The organism is Roseovarius sp. A-2 (genome assembly GCF_002072155.1).
GTDB lineage: Bacteria > Pseudomonadota > Alphaproteobacteria > Rhodobacterales > Rhodobacteraceae > Roseovarius.
On the sequence record NZ_BDIY01000003.1, the window covers coordinates 278,608 to 294,136 of the forward strand.

Consider the following 15,529-nt stretch of genomic DNA (forward strand, 5'->3'; position numbering starts at 1 on the left):
GATACGCGTTACGAGGGGTGGCCGGTGATCGAGCTAGAGGACGTGGCCTATAACTATGGCGGGGGCGAGTTGCTCAGCGAGGTGTCGCTGTCGCTCAGTCCCGGGTCATTCCATTTCCTGACCGGGCCATCGGGGGCAGGCAAGACCACGCTCTTGAAGCTGTGTTACGGCGCGTTGGTGCCAACATCCGGGCAGTTGCGCCTGTTCGGGCAGGACCGGCGCGAAATGGCGCGCGACGATATCGCCACGGTGCGGCGGCGTGTCGGCGTGGTGCATCAGGATTGCCAGTTTCTCGATCACCTCAGCGTGGAGGACAACATCGCCCTGCCGCTCAGCGTGTCGGGGCGCGATTTGCTGGCCGAAGGGGCCAATCTCAAGGAATTGATCGGCTGGGTCGGCCTGCGCGAGCGCGCCAAGGCGCGGCCGCCAGAATTGTCGGGCGGCGAGCGGCAGCGCGCGGCGCTGGCGCGCGCGGTGATCATGTCGCCTGACGTGATCCTTGCCGATGAGCCCACAGGCAATGTCGACTGGGAGATGTCGCAGCGCCTGCTGCGCCTGCTGATCGAGCTTAACCTCATGGGCAAGACGATCCTGATCGCTACGCATGATTTGGCGCTGATCCGGGCCGCCAAGGCGCATGTGCAGGCGCGGGTCCTGCGGATCGCGGCGCGGCGGTTGCAACTGGCGGGGGCGGATCTGTGAAACTGGATATCCGTGCCTTGGGCGATCTGCTGATCGGGGATGTGCAGGCCGACCGTGTGGTGCCGCCCACCGGGTTCACCGCCTGGCTGACGCTGTTCAGCGCGGGGGCGATGGCGTTTCTGGCGGTGTTCGCACTGGCGCTGTCACTGGCGACGGGCCGTCTGGCCGAGCGTTGGGGGGATGAGCTGGCGCGCACCGCAACGGTGCGCATTTCGGCCCCCGAGGCGCAGATGGCGGCGCAAACGACCGCAGCGCTGCGGGTTTTGGAGACGACGACCGGCGTGGCGCGCGCCCGCGCGCTCGACGATGCCGAACAGGCGGCCCTTTTGGAGCCGTGGTTCGGCCCGGACCTGCCGCTGGACCAATTGCCCATTCCCCGCCTGATCGAGGTGATCGAGACGGGTGATGGTTTCGACGCCGAGGGGCTGCGCCTGCGCCTTCAGGCCGAGGTGCCGGGCGCGGTGCTCGACGATCACACACGTTGGCGCGCGCCATTGGTGCAGGCCGCTGACCGGCTGCGCCTCCTGGGCTGGCTGTCGCTGTTGCTGATCGGTGGGGCGACCGCGGCGATGATCACGCTGGCGGCCAACGCCGCCCTTGCCGCCAACGCGCAGGTCATACAGGTGCTGCGCCTCGTGGGCGCGCGCGACAGCTATATCGCGCGCGCCTTCGTGCGGCGCTTCACGCTGCGCGCCCTGGGTGGGGCCGCCATCGGCACGGCACTGGCCTGTCTTGCCATTCTCGCCCTGCCAAGCACCGATGCGGTGGCGGGCGGTTTTCTCACCGGGCTCGGGTTTCAGGGCTGGCATCGGCTCTGGCCGCCGGTGGTGCCACTTTTGGCGGCCGTGGTTGCGTTTGCCGCGACCCGGACTGCGGCGCACAAGACGCTGGAGGAGATGCCCTGATGCAGGTGGTTCAATGGCTGCGGTCACTGGTCTTCGTGGTATTCATCTATGCAATGATGCCGGTCGTGGGGCTGCTCTACCTGCCCTGGGCGCTGCTCAGCCGCAAGGGTGCGCTGGCGGCCTGTCATGCGTGGTGCCGGGTCGTGCGCTGGTCGGCGCGTTGGATGGTCGGGCTGCACACCGAAGTGCGCGGCACGCCGCCCTCCGACGAGGTGCTGATCGTCGCCAAGCATCAGAGTTTCCTCGACATCATCCTGATTTACGGCGCGGTCCCGGCCGGCAAGTTCATCATGAAGCGCGAATTGATGTATGCGCCGGTGATCGGGCAATACGCGCTGCGCATCGGCTGCGTGCCGGTGGACCGGGGCAAGCGCAGCGCCGCCATCAAGCAGATGGTGGCCGATGTCGGCAAGGGACGGTTGGAACCCGGGCAGTTGATCATCTACCCGCAGGGCACCCGCATCGCGCCGGGTGTCAAGGCCCCCTACAAGGTGGGCTCCGGTGTGCTCTATCAGGAATTGGGACAGGATTGCGTGCCGGTGGCTACCAATGTGGGTGTGTTCTGGCCGCGCAAGGGCATCTTGCGTAAACCGGGCCTTGCGGTGGTGGAATTCCTGCCGCGCATCGAGGCGGGGCTGGGTAAGGAGGTGTTCATGGCGCGGCTCGAAGAGGAGGTCGAGACCGCCTCGAACAGGCTGATGCGCGAGGCGGGCTTCGACCCGGAGCGCGGCGGCTGATCCGCAACAGCGTCGGACCGGATGTCAGATCGCCGAACTGTGCCCGTCGGCATTCATCTCGTATGCGTCGAACTGCCGGGCGATCATCCGCGTCAGCGGGCGCGCCTCCGGCGGGATGAAAAGCCCGCTGTCACCGAGTTTCAGATGCCCCTCATAGGCGTGCGCGACCTTTGAGAGCATGTCGTGCAGGGCCGCGCTTGAGATGTCGAACTCACGGGTGATTTCGTCGGCGTCGATGCAGAACTCGCACATCAACTGTTCGATCAGCCGCGAGCGCAGCCGGTCCTCGTCGGAGAATACATGCCCTCGCGTGGTCGAGAAGCACCCCTCGCGGATGGCCCCGGTATGGGTTCCGGTGGCGGGGGCGTTCTGCGCATAACCCTGTGGGAAGCGCGAGATCGACGATGCCCCGAGGCCGATCAGCGCCGCCGCTGTGTCATCGGTGTAACCCTGGAAGTTGCGGCGCAGGCGCCCGGCCCTCTGCGCCACGCTCAGCCCGTCCTCCCTGGTTGCGAAATGGTCAATTCCGATCTCGTCATAGCCGTCCCAGAGAAACAGGCGCCGCGCCGTCTCGAAAAGCGCGAGCCGTTCCTGCGGGGTGGGCAGGGCGTCCGAGGGGATCATCTGCTGGCGCTTGGCCATCCACGGCACATGCGCATAGCCATAGAGCGCCACGCGGTCGGGGTTGAGCGACAGGAGTTTTTGCACACTCTCGGTGATCCGCGCCTTGGTCTGGTGCGGCAGTCCGTAGAGGATATCGGCATTGAGGCTGGATACACCGCGCGCGCGGATTTCCTCGGCGGCCCAACGGGTGATGTCATAGCCTTGCAGGCGACCGATGCTTTTCTGGATCTCGTCATCGAAATCCTGCACCCCGATAGAGGCACGGTTCATGCCCGCCGCAGCAAGCGCATCGAGACGCGCGCCGTCGATCTCGTTGGGGTCGATCTCGACCGAGAACTCGGTACTTTCGGTGAACGGCGCGATGTCACGGATGGCCCCGGCCAACTCGCTTATCATGCCGGGCGAGAGGAGCGTCGGTGTGCCGCCACCCCAATGCAGGCGGGATAGGCGCACCCCCTCGGGCAGATGCGCGCCCAGCATCGCGATCTCGGCTTTCAGGGTTTCGAGATAGGCCTGGACCGGCTTGTCGCTTTGCGTGCCCTGGGTGCGGCAGGCGCAGAACCAGCAGAGCCGTCGGCAGAACGGCACATGCACATAGAGAGAGACCTCTGCGCCCTCCGGTATGGCCTTGATCCAACTGCTGAAATGATCGGGCCCCACAGCGCTGTTGAAATGGGGCGCTGTCGGGTAGCTGGTGTAGCGTGGCACTTTGGCGTCAAAAAGACCAAGTTTGCCCAGTTGAGTTTGCGTATCCATGCGCCTAGGGCTATGTTACAATCAGAACGAGAGCCTTGACTCAGATCAAAACGCGGGAAAAGTGACCCTTGATGTTGAAAGAACCCACCGCCGCACCGCGTGACTGCGCGGAGTGCCCGATCCGACATCGGGCGGTCTGCGCACGCTGCGAGTCGGACGAGTTGGAGCTACTCGATCAGATCAAGTATTACCGCAGTTTCGAGGCTGGGCAGACGCTGATCTGGTCCGGTGATCCGATGGATTTTGTAGGGTCGGTCGTGACGGGAATCGCAACCCTGACCCAGACCATGGAGGATGGGCGCACGCAGATGGTGGGCTTGCTTCTGCCCAGTGATTTCGTGGGCCGCCCGGGCCGCGACAGTGCGGCCTATGACGTGGTTGCGACGACCAATATCGTGATGTGCTGTTTCCGCAAGAAACCCTTTGAAGAGATGATGGCGCGCACCCCGCATATCGCGCAGCGCCTGTTGGAAATGACCCTCGATGAACTTGATGCCGCGCGCGAATGGATGTTGGTTCTGGGCCGCAAGACGGCGCGCGAAAAGATCGCATCGCTGATCGCGATCATCGCGCGGCGGGATGCCGCGCTGAGTATCGCGGGCAAGCGCGGCCCTCTGGTGATCGACCTGCCGCTGACCCGCGAAGCGATGGCGGATTACCTCGGGCTGACGCTTGAAACGGTGAGCCGTCAGGTCTCGGCGCTCAAGAAGGACGGAGTGATCGCGCTCGAAGGCAAGCGCCGGGTGACCATCCCGGATTTCAATCGCCTGCTCGACGAAGCGGGTGATGACAGCGATGGCGGGATGCTTGCCTGATCCGTTGCGCTTCGCCACCTACGACGTTTTCACCGAGCAGCGTTTTTCCGGCAACCCGTTGGCGATTGTCGAGAACGCTGACGGTTTGAGCACGGCGCAGATGCAGACCATCGCGCGCGAGTTCAACCTGTCGGAGACGATCTTTGTCCAATCACCCGACGATCCCGCGCATGATGCGAAAGTGCGCATCTTCTTTCCGACAGCCGAGATACCATTTGCCGGGCACCCGACCATAGGTTGCGCCATTCACCTCGCGCTGAAATCGGCGCCGAAGGTGGATTTCGAGACCGCCATCACGCTGGAGGAGGTCGCCGGGCTCGTGCCGGTCAGGGTCTCGCGCATCGGCGAAAGATTGCAGGCGGAGTTTCGGGCCCCGGTTCTGCCGCACCCGCCCGAGCACGGGGCCCTTCCCGATGTCGGGGAATTGGCGGCTGCGGTGGGGCTTGACCCGGCAACGATTGGAACCGGCGCGCATGGGCCGGGCCTGTGGCAGGGTGGTCCAAGCTACCTCTACCTGCCCGTGCGCGACCTTGCGTCCTTGGCCACGGCGCGCCCAAGCGAGCCTGCATGGAGCCGCGCAATGGAGATTGCCGAAGCCGACAGTATCTATCTCTATGCGCCGCTGCCCCAGGGCGAGGGGGCTGATTTCCGCGCGCGCATGTTTTCCCCGACGGCTGGAATCCCGGAGGACCCTGCCACCGGCTCTGCGGCCGCCATCATGGCGGCCCAACTGCACGCCGCCGGTGGTCTGAGCGAGGGCGAAACGCGCCTCACACTGCATCAAGGGGTCGAGATGGGGCGTGCATCGACGATTTGTCTTCGGATCGCCATTCGGGACGGCACGCTGTCCGAGGTCCATGTCTCCGGGAGCGCGGTACCGGTCAGTCATGGGTGGATCGACTGCCCGGACTGACGTCCGCGATCTTCAAGAGCGCTTGGCGTGGTGGTCGTTGCTCCCGATCTGCACAGAGTCAGGAAAGACGCCCGTGCTGCTGCATCGGGGCAATGCCATAGGCGGCGCGATAGACGCGGGAAAAATGGCCCGAGCTTTCGAAGCCGCAGGCGAGCGCGATCTCGATCACCGAGGCTTCGGTCTGGATCAGCAGGTGGCGCGCGCGGTCAAGGCGTAGCTCCATGAAGTACTTCTTGGGCGAGGTGTTGAGGAACTTGCCGAAGAGCCGCTCCAGCTGACGTGTAGAAATGCCGATCTCGGCGGCGATCTGCGCGGGGCTGAGCGGCTCCTCAATGGTCTCGCGCATGCGTTGGATGGCGCGGGTCAGGTGGATGTTGCGAATTCCGTTGCGCGATTGAAGCGACACGCGCTGTGCCGCCGTCGCCTCGCGCGCAGCACTATAGACCATCTGGTCTGCCACCGCCATCGACAGGTCTGCGCCGTGATCTCGCTCTATCAGATGCAGCATCAGATCAGCCGTTGCAGTGCCGCCCGAGGCGGTGAGGTGCCGCTCGTCGGCCACGAACACGTTGCGCACCAGATTTACCTCGGGAAAGCGCTCCATGAAACTGTCGTGGAATTCCCAGTGGATCGCAGCCGTCATGCCGTTGAGGAACCCGTCCTCGGCCAGGATCCACGCGCCCGAACACAGCGCGCCGATGGGCGTGCCGTGTCTTGCCTCGCGGCGCAGCATGGCCAGGAGCGGCGTGGTCAGATGGGTGCGCATGTTGATGCCCGATAGGATGAACAATCGGTCGCATTTGGGCAGGGTGTCCAGGCCGTGATGCACGAGCGTGACCGAGCCGTTGGAACAGGTGGCGCTCTGCCCGTCCTCGGACGCGAAGGACCAGCGATAGAGCGCCTCGCCGCTCAGGAGGTTGGCTATGCGCAACGGTTCCACCGCGCAGGAAAACGCGAGATGCGAGAACTCCTCGACCAGAACAAAGGTGAAATGCTGGGGCTTGGTCATGGCAGGTCCATCGGCGGGCTGTGATCTGTCTGACGGTGATTTCGCCGAGAGACAAGAATTATTCATTGCGTATACAATCTGTATATTATAGGAGGCAAGATAATTCTCACGCCAGAGGAGGCCCGGACATGGCCGCCAAAAATCGCAAGAGCACGCTCACGACGCATCTCAGACACGCGATTCTTACCGCTGCGCTCCGGCCCGGTGACGATCTTGACGAGGCGGCGCTTTGCGCCGAGTTCGACCTGTCGCGCACTCCGGTCCGCGAGGTGTTCCGCGAATTGGCGGGCCTTGGCTATATCGACCTGCGCGACAATCGTGGGCCGCGTGTCGCGGATCTCACGCATACCACGCTGCGCGATTTCTTCCTTGCCGCCCCGATGATCTATGGTGCGATCCTGCGGCTTGCCGCGCGCAATGCCACCGACGTCCAGATCGCCGCCTTGCGCGCCGCGCAAGCGACGTTCCGCGCCGCGCTGCGGACCGGTGCCACAGCCGACCGCACGCTCGCGAATAACCGCTTTCACGAGATCACCGGCGAGATGGCGGGCAATATCTATCTGCTGCCCTCGTTCCATCGCCTGCTGATCGACCATGCGCGAATTTCAATGACCTTTTACCGTCCGGAAAACACCACCATGGCCGATAACGTGGCCGAGGCCAGCCGCCAGCACGATGCGATCATCGAGGCCATCGCCGCGCGTGACGACGCGCAGGCCGCGCAATTGGCCGAGGATCACTGGAACCTTTCGCGCCACGAGATCGAACGTTTCGTGATGCCCACGGCTCTTGATGTGCCGATGGGCCGCATTACCCGCCCCAGCCCCGCATGAGGACCGCCATGACGCCACTCTTTCGCTTTGACGGGATTTATACCCCGGTCATTACCCCGTATCACCCCGATGGCGCGGTGAACCGTGACGCCTTGGGCGAGGTGATCGAGCACCTGATCGCCAGCGGCGTGCATGGGATCATCACCGGCGGCTCGACCGGCGAGAACTATGCGCAGACCGTCACCGAGCGGGTGGAGCTTGCGCGGTTGACGCATGACATGATCCGGGGTCGCGTGCCGATGGTCGTAGGCACCGGCGCGATGCTGACCGACGATTCCATCGCCCTGGCACGGGCCGCGCGCGAGATCGGGGCCGATGCGATCCTGCTCGCCTCGCCCCCCTATGCCGTGCCCACGGATCGCGAGAATGCGCTCAACGCCCTCGCCATCGACCGCGCGGCGGACCTTCCTGTGATGCTCTACAACTACCCTGGCCGCACCGGCACGATGATGGGCGAGGAATTCCTCGACCGCGTGGGCCGCAGCCGCAATTTCTGCGGCATCAAGGAAAGCTCGGGCGATATCAACCGCGTGCACCTGCTGGCTCGCGATTACCCGCATATCCAGATGGGCTGCGGCATGGACGATCAGGCGCTGGAGTTTTTCGCCTGGGGCGCGCCGTTCTGGGTCTGCGGCGGCTCCAATTTCCTGCCCGCCGAGCATGTGGCGCTCTATAACGCCTGCGTCACCCAAGGCGATTTTGCCAAAGGGCGACGCATCATGTCGGCCATGCTGCCGCTGATGCATGTGCTGGAGCAGGGCGGCAAGTTCATCCAGACGATCAAGCACGGCGTGACAATGACAGGGATCGACGCGGGCGAGGTGCGCGCGCCCCTCAAGGGCCTCAACAAGGACGACAAGCGCGCATTGGAACAGGTGGTGCGCGTGCTGAAAACCACCATCGCAACTATCACGGCGGAGGGCTGAAACATGAGCTTGCTGACACGCGACGAATATGCGGCCATTGCCGCCACGCTCAACCTGCCGACGGGGGCGTTCATCGACGGCGGCTATCGCCCGGCGATCTCGGGTAAGACGTTTGCCAGTTTGAACCCGGCTACGGGTGAGACGCTGGCAGAGGTGGCCGCCTGCGCTGCCGAGGACGTGAATTTCGCGGTGACCAAGGCGCGCGCGGCGTTTGACGATGGCCGCTGGTCGCGCCTGCACCCCTCCGCGCGCAAGGAGGTGCTGATCCGGCTGGCCAGGCTGATGTCGCGCAACGCGCGCGAACTGGCGGTGCTGGAAAGCCTCGATTCGGGCAAGACGATCTATGATTGCGAGACGGTGGACGTGCCCGAGACGATCCATTGCCTCAAATGGCACGCCGAGGCGATTGACAAGATCTACGATCAGGTTGCCCCCGCCTCGGACGATCATATCGCCATGGTCCTGCGCGAACCCATCGGCGTGGTGGGCCTTGTGCTGCCTTGGAACTTTCCCCTCTTGATGTTGGCGTGGAAGATCGGCCCGGCGCTGGCGGCGGGCTGTTCGGTCGTCGTGAAACCGGCGGAGGAAACCAGCCTCACTGCGCTGCGGGTGGCGGAACTGGCGCATGAGGCCGGTTTGCCGCGGGGCGTGCTCAATGTGCTGCCCGGCAGCGGGCCGGAGGTGGGCGAACCTCTGGGCCGTCACATGGATGTGGATATGGTGAGCTTCACAGGCTCCACCGTGACCGGCAAGCGTTTCCTGGCCTATTCGGCCGAGTCGAACGCCAAGGAAATCGTGCTCGAGATGGGTGGCAAGAACCCTGCCATCGTCATGGATGATGCCGAGACCCTCGACCGCGTCGCGGCGCATATCGTGCAGGGCGCGTTCTGGAACATGGGCGAAAATTGCTCGGCCACCTCGCGGCTGATCGTGCATCGCGACGTCAGGGACGCGCTTCTGCGGCGGATCGAGTCGCATGCCCGCGAATGGGTGGTGGGCGATCCGCTCGACCCCGAAACGCGCGTTGGCGCTCTGGTGAGCGAGGGGCATTTTATCAAGGTCTGCGGCTATCTCGAGCAGGCGGACAACATTGTCTTCGGCGGCACGGCGGAAAACGGCTTTGTCGCGCCGACGGTGGTGATGCTGCCCGACAACGACCACCCTCTCGCGCGCGAGGAAATCTTTGGCCCCGTGCTGAGCGTGATCGAGGTGGGCAGCTTCGACGAAGCCATCGCGGTGGCCAATGACACCGATTACGGCCTCTGCGCGGCGCTTTTCACCGCCAACGCCAAGCGCGCGCTGCGCGGCGCGCGGATGCTGCGGGCAGGGACGGTGACGGTCAACAGCTTCGGCGAGGGCGATATCTCCACACCCTTTGGCGGCTACAGGCAATCGGGCTTTGGAGGGCGCGACAACGGACTGCATGCGCATGATCAGTATACCCAAGTGAAAACTATCTGGCTTGATCTGGCCGACGATGCGGATGAGGCGGTGGATTGATCGGTTACCGCGCGCGCTTCACCCCACGCCATCTCGGCCCTGCCGCGTGGAACGCGATTCTGCCCGCGCAAGGTGCCGCGACCCCGCTCGAAGGCGACGCCACCGCCGATTTCGCGGTGATCGGCGCGGGCTTTGCCGGGTTGTCGGCGGCGCGGCGGCTGACGCAGCTTGCCCCCAATGCGCGCATCGCCGTGCTCGACGCGGGGCGCGTGGCCGAGGGCGCGGCGGGGCGCAACTCGGGCTTCATGATCGACCTGCCGCATGAATTGACCAGTGAGGATTACGCCGGGGCGGGTGACGACCGGGCGATGATTGCGCTTAACCGTTTGGCTCAGGATTTCGGGCGCGACGCGGTGGCGGATTACGGCATCGACCCGGCCTTTTTCGACCCCGTGGGCAAGGTCAACGGCGCGGTGAGCGAGACGGCGCACGCGCATAACAAGAGCTACGCGCGCCACCTCGCCAGTCTCGGTGAGACCTCCGAGATTCTCGACGCGCAGGCGATGCAGGAGTTGACCGGCAGTACGCATTACCGCTCGGGCCTCTACACCCCCGGCACGGTGATGTTGCAGCCTGCGGGCTACGTGCGCGGGCTGGCCGAGGGGCTACGGCGCGCCGGCGTGGCGATCCATGAGCAGAGTCCCGTCACCGCCATTGCCCGACAGGACGACGCGTGGCAGGTGGAGGCGCCAAACGGGCGGCTGAGCGCGGGCAAGGTGATATTGACGGTGAATGGCCATCTGGAAAGCTTCGGGATCGCGCGCGGGCGGCTGATGCAGGTCTTTCTCTTTGCAACGATGACGCCAGAGCTTGATGTGGATATGCTTGGCCGCCTTGGTGGTCAGCCTCGCTGGGGTGTCACGCCGTCGGATCCGATGGGCACCACCATGCGCCGCATCGACCGCGCGCAGGGTGGCAACCGGATTATCACGCGGACCTGCGCGGTGCTGCGCCCCGGAATGGCGGCGCGGCAGGGGGACATGACCCGAGCCGCCCGCGTGATGCAGCGCAAGTTTGACCGGCGCTTTCCGCAGCTTGCGGGGATGCGGATGGAACACGCCTGGGCCGGGCACCTGTGCCTGAGCCTCAACGGTGTGTCGGTGATGCGCGAGGTTGAGCCGGGGCTATACGCGGGTTGCGTGCAGAATGGCCTCGGTACCGCGCGCGGCACGCTGACGGGAATGGCTGCTGCGGAGCTGGCCTGTGGTGAGACCAGCGCCATCACCCGGCATTTCGCCGCAGAGGCAGAACCCAAGCGCCTGCCGCCGCAGTCGTTCGCCGAGATCGGGGCCAATGCGGTGCTGCGCTGGAAGGAATGGCGCGCGGGCGCGGAGTGAGCGGGGGCGCTGCCCCCGTCGCCCGTGCGGGCGACTCCCCCGGAGTATTTTTGCCAAAAAGAAGCCCTGCACCAAAAAAGGACCCGCCACGAGGGGCGGGTCAGTTCAGGGAGGGACTTCTCAATACTCCTGGTTAAGCGCGTCGGCTGCTGGAATGTCGCGTTCGCGCCGCGCAATGTAGTCCAAGAGTGCCTCGTCAACGCCTGGATCGAGATTTGGTTCCACATAGGCGTCAAGCAAGCGGCGCGCATGGGCGAGAGCCCGCTCGGTGACCTCTTTCGATCCATCCGCCACCCATTGTTCGATCGAGTTGTTGTCGAACAGGTCGGGCATGAAGAAGGCGGTCTGGAAATTCTCCTGCGTGTGCGGATGGCCGAGGTAATGGCCCCCCGGGCCCACGTCGGGCACCGCCGCGAGCGCCTGATCGAAATCGCCCCATTGCGGGCCTTCGGCCATGCGATGCGCCATGGCGCATTGCTCGGCATCGACCACGAACTTGGCAACCGAGCAATGCATCCCCGCCTCGTTCCAGCCTGCCGAATGCCAGATGTAATTGGCCCCGGCATGGATCACCGCCGACAGGGTCGTTGCACTCTCGTAGCCCGCCTGCGCGTCGAATGTCTTGGCCCCGCCGAGCGTGTTCGAGGTGCGCCACGGCACGCCGTAGAACCGTGCCATCTGGCCGATCATGAAATTCATGAGGGAGATCTCCGGCGTGCCCGCCATCGGCGCGCCGGATCTCATGCTGACGGTCGACAGGTAATGCCCGTAGATCGCCGGGCAGCCGCGCCGGATCACCTGCGTATAGGCCAGCGCCGACAGCGCTTCGGCATTCAGTTGTGCCACGGTGGCGGGCACGGAGGCGGGCGTGTTGGCCCCGCCGAGCACGAAGGGCGAGCAGAGCACCGGCTGGTTGCGGCGGCAGAAGGCGCGCATCGCGCCCAGCATCGTCTCGTCCCAGACAAGCGGCGAGTTGCCGTTGCAATTGCCGGTGGTGACCGGATGCTCCTCCATGAACGCTTCGCCGAAGAGGATGGCGCACATCTCCATCACGTCCTCGGCGTTCCTGGGGCTGGTCGTCATCCCCATGAAGGTCTTGTCCGAGTGTTTCATCGAGGAATAGGTGATGCGCAGGTGCCGCTGGCTGATCGGGTGATCGTAGGGCTCGACGATGTGATGCGCGCTGGAATGCAGGGCGGGCATCATGTGGCTGAGTTTGTGGAACATCGCAAGATCGGCCAGCGTCGGGTTGCGCCGCACGTCGTCGAGGTCGCGCAGATAGGGCGCGCCGGTCATCGGCACGAAGATCGAATGCGGCCCGCCGAGGCGCACGTTCTTTTGCGGGTCGCGCGCGTGATAGGTGAAATCCGATGGGATCGTGGCAATGAGCTCGCGCACAAGGCCACGGTCGAGATAGACGCGCTCGCCCTCCACATTTGCCCCCGCGCGTTTCCAATCCGCAAGTGCGATCTCGTCGCGAAACACCACGCCGACGTTTTCGAGGATGTCCATGGAGGCCACATCAATGCGCGCGACCTGGTCGGGATCCATCACCTCACATGTGGGCAGCGTGCGGGTCAGACCGGGGAGCATCTCGAATTTCGGCGTGCTGCGGATGCAGCGTCGCGCGGCGCGGCCACCGGCGCGGGCACGGGGTTTGGTCAGGGCTGTCATGGCGGGTCTCCTTCTGCCTGCCATGATGCGGAGGCCCCGCGCGCCCCGCGTGCAGCTTTGCGAAAGCCTTTTGCAGAAAGCGACATGTCGCAGGAAACATGAAGGGCACCCTTTGCGGGTGCCCTGTTCAGGAAAGGCCCAAGTCGGTCAATGCGCCATGAAAACCGGCAGGGTCGTTTGCTCCAGCATGTAGCGGGTCGCGCCGCCGAAGACCGCCTCGCGGAAGCGCGAGTGGCCGTAGGCCCCCATCACCACCATGTCGGCATCCATGTCACCCGCGTGACGCAACAGCACGTCCGAGACGCGCGGCAGGGTCTTAGAGAGCACGTCGATCTCGACCTTGACGCCGTGGCGGGCGAGGTATTGTGACAGAAGACCGCCGGGGTCGGAACGATTGGGGCCGTGGCTGGGCGGGTCGATGACCACGACATGTACCACATCCGCGCGCTTCAGCAGGGGCAGGGCGGCGCGAACGGCGCCAAGCGCCTCGCTGCTTTCGTTCCAGCCCAGCATGATGCGCGCCGGGCGCGGAACGGGCGTACCGCCCTTGGGGGCCACGAGGACCGGGGTGCGGCCTTCAAAGAGCGCCGATTCGGTCACTGGCTCAAGTTCGGCCCCGCGCCCTTTGGCGTAGGGTTGCGGCAGAATGACCATGTCGGAAAAGCGTGCGCGGGCCGCGACATGGCGTCCCAGATCGGCGAGTTGGCTGACGCCGACCTCAGCGCCCCAGCGGAGGGCGGACCCGTCCAGAACCTTGCGGGCTCTGGCCTCGATCGCTTCGGACTCTTCCTGAGCGCGGGCGATGGTTTCCTGCAAGACGATGGCGCTCGCACCTGCGTAGTAATAGCCGGACTGGCTGCGATCCACGCCGAGACAGAGTACGTCAAGATGCGCGTCGTGCTCAGTGGCGGCGGCCATGGCGTGGTCAAGGATTTCGTCGACAAGCGACTCGTCGGACAATACTGTGAAAAGGCTGTTATAGGTCATGTCGCATTCCTTTGACTGTGTTGCATTTGAATGCAGCATATGAAGCGATATGGGGTGGCGCCTTGACGCGGATCAAGAGATAGCCGTTCAGGTTTTGACACAGATCAAGGATAGTTGACTCCGATCCTATCAATACGGGGCACAGTCTAAACGCGCCCGTGCGGGGCAGCGACTCGTGCGGAAAGAGACGAAGGGACGCAACATGACGAACTATATCAAGCTGATCGTGCTTGGTCTGATCACGCTATTCGCGCTGATCGCGGCCAATTACGCGCGCGATCTGGCCTATCTGGTCAACGCGCTGACAGTGGCACTTGTGGCCGCAGGCCTTTTTCTGTGGACGCTGCGCCAAACCGATGAACCGACACGAGAGGTCGATCTGTCGGGGGAATACATGGATGGCGTCGTCAGGGCCGGGGTTGTTGCCACCGCCCTTTGGGGCGTTGTCGGCTTTCTGGCGGGGACATTTATCGCTTTTCAGCTGGCCTTTCCGGGGCTCAACTTCGAGTGGGCCCAGGGATTTGCCAATTTCGGGCGCTTGCGGCCGCTGCACACAAGTGCCGTGATTTTCGCCTTTGGCGGGAACGCGTTGATTGCCACCTCTTTTTATGTCGTCCAACGCACCAGTGCAGCGCGGCTCTGGGGCGGCAATCTGGCGTGGTTCGTGTTCTGGGGATATCAATTATTCATCGTTTTGGCGGCTACCGGATACCTGTTGGGTGCCAGTCAGTCGCGTGAATATGCCGAGCCCGAATGGTACACCGATTGGTGGCTGACCGTTGTCTGGCTTGCCTATCTTGCGGTTTTTCTGGGCACTATCGTCAAGCGCAAAGAGCCGCACATCTATGTGGCCAACTGGTTCTATCTATCTTTCATTATCACGGTCGCGATGCTCCATGTGGTTAACAACCTGAGCATCCCAGTGTCGGTTTTCGGCTCCAAATCGGTCTCGCTTTTTTCGGGGGTGCAGGATGCGATGACCCAATGGTGGTACGGCCACAACGCCGTGGGCTTTTTCCTGACCGCAGGTTTCCTCGGGATGATGTACTATTTTGTGCCGAAACAGGCCGAACGCCCGGTCTATTCCTACAAGCTGTCGATCATCCACTTCTGGGCGCTGATCTTCATCTATATCTGGGCCGGTCCGCACCACCTGCATTACACCGCGCTGCCGGATTGGGCCTCGACCCTTGGCATGGCGTTCTCGATCGTGCTGTGGATGCCGTCCTGGGGCGGGATGATCAACGGTCTGATGACGCTCTCTGGCGCTTGGGACAAGCTGCGCACCGATCCGATCATCCGGATGATGGTGATCTCGGTCGGGTTCTACGGCATGTCGACCTTTGAAGGGCCGATGATGTCGATCCGCGCGGTGAACTCGCTGTCGCATTATACCGACTGGACCATCGGGCACGTGCACTCGGGTGCACTTGGCTGGAACGGGATGATCACATTCGGCGCGCTCTACTTTCTGGTGCCGAAACTGTGGAACCGTGAACGGCTTTATTCGCTCAGCCTTGTCAGCTGGCATTTCTGGCTCGCGACGATCGGCATCATTCTCTACGCCGCCTCGATGTGGGTGACGGGGATTATGGAAGGCCTGATGTGGCGCGAAGTCGATGCCAACGGTTTCCTTGTGAACTCGTTCGCGGACACTGTGGCGGCCAAGCTACCGATGTATGTGGTGCGCGGTCTGGGTGGGGTCATGTTCCTCTCTGGTGCGATTATCATGTGCTATAATCTCTGGATGACTGTGAAACGTTCGCCGGCCGTTGAGGCCACGAACTCCACAGTTCCGGCTGAATAAGGAG

14 protein-coding genes are annotated in these 15,529 nt (G+C 63.9%); 10 read left to right on the forward strand and 4 right to left on the reverse strand.

What is annotated here, in order from left to right:
- Positions 1 to 24: 24 nt before the first annotated feature.
- The 3 genes from BHD06_RS06695 to BHD06_RS06705 are packed head-to-tail and all read left to right on the forward strand — an operon-like array spanning position 25 to position 2,344.
- Complete coding sequence (locus BHD06_RS06695; RefSeq protein ID WP_080456210.1) at positions 25 to 702, forward strand: cell division ATP-binding protein FtsE; 678 nt, start codon at positions 25 to 27, stop codon at positions 700 to 702.
- Entirely contained in the window at positions 699 to 1,607 is a 909-nt protein-coding gene (locus BHD06_RS06700; protein ID WP_080456211.1) for an ABC transporter permease, read from the forward strand. Before BHD06_RS06695 ends, BHD06_RS06700 begins: the two co-directional genes overlap by 4 nt.
- Positions 1,604 to 2,344, forward strand: a complete 741-nt coding sequence (locus BHD06_RS06705) for a 1-acyl-sn-glycerol-3-phosphate acyltransferase (RefSeq protein ID WP_139784651.1) — start codon at positions 1,604 to 1,606, stop codon at positions 2,342 to 2,344. The genes BHD06_RS06700 and BHD06_RS06705 overlap by 4 nt, the downstream gene beginning before the upstream one ends.
- Before the next feature lie 24 nt (positions 2,345 to 2,368).
- On the opposite strand, the gene hemN is transcribed toward BHD06_RS06705, so the two are convergent.
- Entirely contained in the window at positions 2,369 to 3,724 is a 1,356-nt protein-coding gene (hemN, locus tag BHD06_RS06710) for an oxygen-independent coproporphyrinogen III oxidase (RefSeq protein ID WP_080456213.1), read from the reverse strand.
- 71 nt (positions 3,725 to 3,795) lie between these two features.
- Between hemN and fnrL the strand changes: the two genes are divergently transcribed.
- Positions 3,796 to 4,539 (forward strand): transcriptional regulator FnrL, encoded by a 744-nt coding sequence (gene fnrL / locus BHD06_RS06715; protein ID WP_080456214.1) that lies wholly within the window; start codon positions 3,796 to 3,798, stop codon positions 4,537 to 4,539.
- Positions 4,511 to 5,452 (forward strand): PhzF family phenazine biosynthesis protein, encoded by a 942-nt coding sequence (locus tag BHD06_RS06720; protein WP_254892334.1) that lies wholly within the window; start codon positions 4,511 to 4,513, stop codon positions 5,450 to 5,452. Before fnrL ends, BHD06_RS06720 begins: the two co-directional genes overlap by 29 nt.
- 58 nt (positions 5,453 to 5,510) lie before the next feature.
- On the opposite strand, the gene BHD06_RS06725 is transcribed toward BHD06_RS06720, so the two are convergent.
- Entirely contained in the window at positions 5,511 to 6,461 is a 951-nt protein-coding gene (locus tag BHD06_RS06725; protein ID WP_080456216.1) for a GlxA family transcriptional regulator, read from the reverse strand.
- A gap of 128 nt (positions 6,462 to 6,589) precedes the next feature.
- On the opposite strand from BHD06_RS06725, the gene BHD06_RS06730 reads away from it, so the two are divergent.
- The 4 genes from BHD06_RS06730 to BHD06_RS06745 are packed head-to-tail and all read left to right on the forward strand — an operon-like array spanning position 6,590 to position 11,057.
- On the forward strand, positions 6,590 to 7,294 hold the full coding sequence (locus BHD06_RS06730) for a GntR family transcriptional regulator (RefSeq protein WP_080456217.1): 705 nt from the start codon (positions 6,590 to 6,592) through the stop codon (positions 7,292 to 7,294).
- A gap of 8 nt (positions 7,295 to 7,302) precedes the next feature.
- Positions 7,303 to 8,220 (forward strand): dihydrodipicolinate synthase family protein, encoded by a 918-nt coding sequence (locus BHD06_RS06735; RefSeq protein ID WP_080456218.1) that lies wholly within the window; start codon positions 7,303 to 7,305, stop codon positions 8,218 to 8,220.
- 3 nt (positions 8,221 to 8,223) lie between these two features.
- Positions 8,224 to 9,720, forward strand: coding sequence for an aldehyde dehydrogenase (locus BHD06_RS06740; protein ID WP_080456219.1), 1,497 nt, complete (start codon positions 8,224 to 8,226; stop codon positions 9,718 to 9,720).
- Complete coding sequence (locus BHD06_RS06745) at positions 9,717 to 11,057, forward strand: FAD-binding oxidoreductase (RefSeq protein ID WP_139784652.1); 1,341 nt, start codon at positions 9,717 to 9,719, stop codon at positions 11,055 to 11,057. The genes BHD06_RS06740 and BHD06_RS06745 overlap by 4 nt, the downstream gene beginning before the upstream one ends.
- 120 nt (positions 11,058 to 11,177) lie before the next feature.
- Here the strand turns inward: BHD06_RS06745 and BHD06_RS06750 are convergent, their stop codons facing one another.
- Both BHD06_RS06750 and BHD06_RS06755 read right to left on the reverse strand, forming a co-directional pair.
- Positions 11,178 to 12,731, reverse strand: a complete 1,554-nt coding sequence (locus tag BHD06_RS06750; RefSeq protein ID WP_080456220.1) for a trimethylamine methyltransferase family protein — start codon at positions 12,729 to 12,731, stop codon at positions 11,178 to 11,180.
- A 147-nt stretch (positions 12,732 to 12,878) separates the two neighbouring features.
- Entirely contained in the window at positions 12,879 to 13,718 is an 840-nt protein-coding gene (locus BHD06_RS06755; protein WP_080456221.1) for a universal stress protein, read from the reverse strand.
- A 202-nt stretch (positions 13,719 to 13,920) separates the two neighbouring features.
- Between BHD06_RS06755 and ccoN the strand changes: the two genes are divergently transcribed.
- Positions 13,921 to 15,525, forward strand: coding sequence for a cytochrome-c oxidase, cbb3-type subunit I (gene ccoN, locus BHD06_RS06760; RefSeq protein WP_080456222.1), 1,605 nt, complete (start codon positions 13,921 to 13,923; stop codon positions 15,523 to 15,525).
- Positions 15,526 to 15,529 lie beyond the last annotated feature (4 nt).